The following is a 3,557-nucleotide window of genomic DNA, read 5'->3' as shown; positions in this document are numbered from 1 at the left end:
GTGGGACGCCGCGGTCATCCGACACCGTGTGGCCAGCCAGGAGTTCTACCGTCGGGTCGCCGCCCGCTCCGCAGCAGGCGCCGTCGTGGCGGTGAACCTCCTCGACGGGCACCCGTTCGAGTATTCGCGGCGACAGGCGGCGACGCTGCGGTCGGTGTTCCAGAATGTCGCCGTCGTCCTGGACGCCGAGCCGGAAGATGACGAGGGGCCTCTCGGCAACGTCGTCGTGTTCGCGAGCGATGAGCCGCTGAGCGTCGTGATGGACCCCGATCTCCTCGGCGCACCGCGACCGCACATGCTGCACGACGCGTCCCTGACCGCATGGATCGACGGAGCCCGCATCATGACCGACGCGGACGGCACGGACTCCCCCGACCCCGACGACCCGATCTGGGACTAGGAGTCGACCCGATCCGGGACGAGGCGTCGAGCCGATCCGGGACTAGGCGTCGACCGGGGACCGGTCGGCCCGCGCATCGGGAGTGGGCGCTGAGACCGACCCGGCCGTGCGCAGGAAGACGATGATCCAGCTGAAGATCAGCACCGCGGCGATCAGCTCGACCGCGGTGAGGTTGTAGTAGCCGACCGCGAAGAAGGCGGCGAGCAGGATGATCACCAGAACGTAGATCCAGCCGAACGCCACGAACACGCGCGGGATGGTCGGCAGGAACCACGGCAGCCCGACGACGATGATCCCGAAGACGACCGTCATGCCCGTCGCGACCGTGTTGTGCAGGAGGAAGAACTCGTCGACGGGGAAGAGCCCGACGCACGCGAGGAAGATCCCCATCAGGATGAGCCCGCCGCGCACCATGAACCGGCCGCGACGCTCCTCTGGGGTCTCGGCCGGCAGGCCGGCTGTGGCGTACCGGGAGATGGTCGTGACCATGATCCCGGCGATGACCAGCGTCACGTTGAAGGCGACGGACGCGCTGTTGGTGCTCATCCCGAGCGCGGAGAGGTTGTCACGCCACCAGTGCACATCGCTCGAGGCGAGCATGCTGGCGAACGCTCCGACCACGAGGAACACGGCGAGCACCAGCGAGAGCACCATGGGGTTGAGAGCGACCGCGCTGAGGAAGCAGACGTATCCGGTCAGGGCGAAGGCCACGGCCACCAGGATCGCTCCGGGGAGCGGGAACACCGGGGCGTCCGTGAAGCTCCGTTCGAGGAGTTCGGCGATGCCGAGCCAGCCGAGGCAGGCGATCGCCGCGTGGGCGAACGCGATGGCGGTGAGGTCGTACCAGCGCAGCCGATCACCCGGCACGCTGAAGCCGTCGCGGACCGCCTGCGGGTCGGGCCGTTCCGGTCGCACCGCGAACCGGCCGAGCGTGAACGCGATCACCGCGGTGATGGCCCCGCCGCATGCGGCGAAGACGCCGATCGACCCGCTGCCGCTGATCGCCAGGTCGTGACCCCAGAACACCGGCAGGCCGATCGCGAACCCCGCGACGAAGAAGCCGGCACCGACGATGAGTGCCGTCGCCTCGAAGACCGCGGCGGACGTCTCCGGGCCGCGCACCTGTCTCAGCACCTGCACGACTCTGCTCGCCAGCGCGTTCATCCTCGTCCTTCCCGGTCCACATCATAGAAGGAGCGCAGATCCGGCGCGGCCGGTGGTACCATCACGGAACGGATCGTATACAACGTCGTCGTTCCACCACCCGAGGTGATCAGTCATGAACGGTGCACCCGCTGCCCCCGCCGAATCGGTATCGACTCTCGTCGCGCGCAACATCAGTGATTTCAGAGCCGCCGTCTCCGAGTCCTTCGTCCCGCTGCAGGTCTCCACGGCAGGGCCCGACCACTTCCGCGGCGTCATCCGTGGTGCGTCCGTCGACGAGGTCCACGTGACCGAAGTGCGCGCCACATCGCACATCGTCGAGCGCACCCCGGAGCTGATCGCCAGGAGCGACCGGTCCTACTTCAAGCTCAGCCTGATGCTCGCCGGCACCGGCCTGTTGATCCAGGACGATCGGGAGGCCGTGCTCCAGGCCGGGGATCTCGCGGTGTACGACACCGATCGGCCGTACTCGCTCGTCTTCGACGAGGGGTTCCGCACGATGGTCGTCATGTTCCCGAAGCACCTCCTGAGCCTTCCCCCCGACGTGGTCGGCCAGCTCACCGCCGTGCGCATCTCCGGGCAGGAGGGTCTGGGCGGCATGGTCGTGCCGTACCTCACCCAACTCGCCGGGAACCTCGACCAGCTCGCCGGTGCCACCGGGGCACGCCTCGCGCACAGCGCCCTCGACCTCGTCTCCACGGTCTTCACCCGCGAGCTCGGGCTCGACGGTGTCTCGGCGGATCCGCATCGCGCGCTCGTGCAGCGCATCCGCTCCCACATCGACCGGAACCTCGCGTCGACCGACCTCGGTCCCGCATCGATCGCCTCGGCACACTTCATCTCGACCCGTCACCTGCACGGCCTGTTCCAAGAGCAGGGTGTGACCGTGTCGACGTGGATCCGCACGCGCCGTCTCGAACAGTGCCGCCGCGATCTGCTCGACCCGATGCTCGCCGACCGACCCGTGGCCGCGATCGCCGCCCGCTGGGGCTTCGTCGACGCGGCGCACTTCAGTCGCGCATTCAAGTCGGCATTCGGGATCTCCCCCAGCGAGTACCGCGCCGCCCACTGAGCGCGACCCGAGGACTCACCGTGCGGGACCGGTGATCGGTGCGCGCGGAATCGCCGTCATGACCGCTTGCCCTGGACGGCACGCCGGTTGACTCTCGGCGCGCGATGGGCCTCGCGACCTTGAGCCCCTGAGGGCGTCGGACCGAGCATGAGGCAAGCGCATCGCGACGACGCGGTGCCCGGGGCGAAGAGGCCCTGCCGTGTGCGACGTCTGGACCCGCATGACCGACATCACGACCGACCCGGCACTGGATGAATGGCGAACCTACGATGAGTTCGCCGCCGGGATCGACACCTTCCGCCTGCCGAGCACGCTGCTCGCCGAAACCTCCTTGACGCTGACCCTCGACGACGGCGGCACGCTCTCGCTGCGCTTCGACGAGGAGACCGTCACCTGGGAGGGCTTCGGGGTCGGCGGCACGGACCCGTATGACGCCGTCCGTGTGCGCGAGGACGTCGTGTTCATCAACATCCCGTTCGAGAGCCGGGAGCGCGAGGCCCTGACGGTCGTGGTCTCCTCCTCCACGCATCGGGCGACCGTCATCCGCTCCCGCATCGCCGCCGAGGCCGTCGAGGGCACTCCGCAGGTCGGACAGGATTTCTGGGCGGCCACGACGGATGCGGGACCGGCCACCGGCGAGGTCCCCGGCCCCAGCCGCGACCTGATCGGCAAGCGCAACATCTACCGTTACAGCCCGTACCACCTGTACGAGCACGTGTACGTGTCGAGCCAGCGGTACGCGTGGCAGTGCCTCGAGGGCGTGCAGCGCGGTCACGGCGACATGGACCTGTCGACCGTCTGGAAGTTCGCCGACGGCCTGTACCTGTTCTGCTTCCGCGAGTTCCGCATCGCCGTCGCGAGCGTCTGGCTGCACGACCTCGGCTACCAGCTGATGACGACCGGGATCTTCCTCGGGCTGAA

At 68.6% G+C, this 3,557-nt stretch carries 3 protein-coding genes and 1 pseudogene; 3 read left to right on the top strand and 1 reads right to left on the bottom strand.

The window, feature by feature from the left end:
- A pseudogene (locus DSP71_RS11510) lies at positions 1 to 400 on the top strand (hypothetical protein); the annotation flags it as partial.
- Positions 401 to 442: 42 nt separating this feature from the next.
- On the opposite strand, the gene DSP71_RS11505 reads toward DSP71_RS11510, so the two are convergent.
- Complete coding sequence (locus DSP71_RS11505) at positions 443 to 1,564, bottom strand: DUF998 domain-containing protein (RefSeq protein WP_113681151.1); 1,122 nt, start codon at positions 1,562 to 1,564, stop codon at positions 443 to 445.
- Positions 1,565 to 1,679: 115 nt separating this feature from the next.
- On the opposite strand from DSP71_RS11505, the gene DSP71_RS11500 reads away from it, so the two are divergent.
- Positions 1,680 to 2,636 carry a helix-turn-helix domain-containing protein gene (locus tag DSP71_RS11500; RefSeq protein ID WP_046748897.1) on the top strand — a complete coding sequence of 319 codons (957 nt, stop codon included), beginning with the start codon at positions 1,680 to 1,682 and terminating at the stop codon, positions 2,634 to 2,636.
- 220 nt (positions 2,637 to 2,856) lie between these two features.
- Positions 2,857 to 3,557 (top strand): molybdenum cofactor biosynthesis F family protein (locus DSP71_RS11495; protein WP_258546389.1); only part of this gene is annotated, 701 nt, incomplete at its 3' end.

This window comes from Microbacterium sp. H6 (assembly GCF_003314775.1).
In the GTDB taxonomy this organism is placed as follows: Bacteria; Actinomycetota; Actinomycetes; order Actinomycetales; family Microbacteriaceae; genus Microbacterium; species Microbacterium oxydans.
The sequence above is the reverse complement of the archived record's forward strand: the minus strand, read 5'-3'. Positions and strand labels throughout refer to the sequence as shown.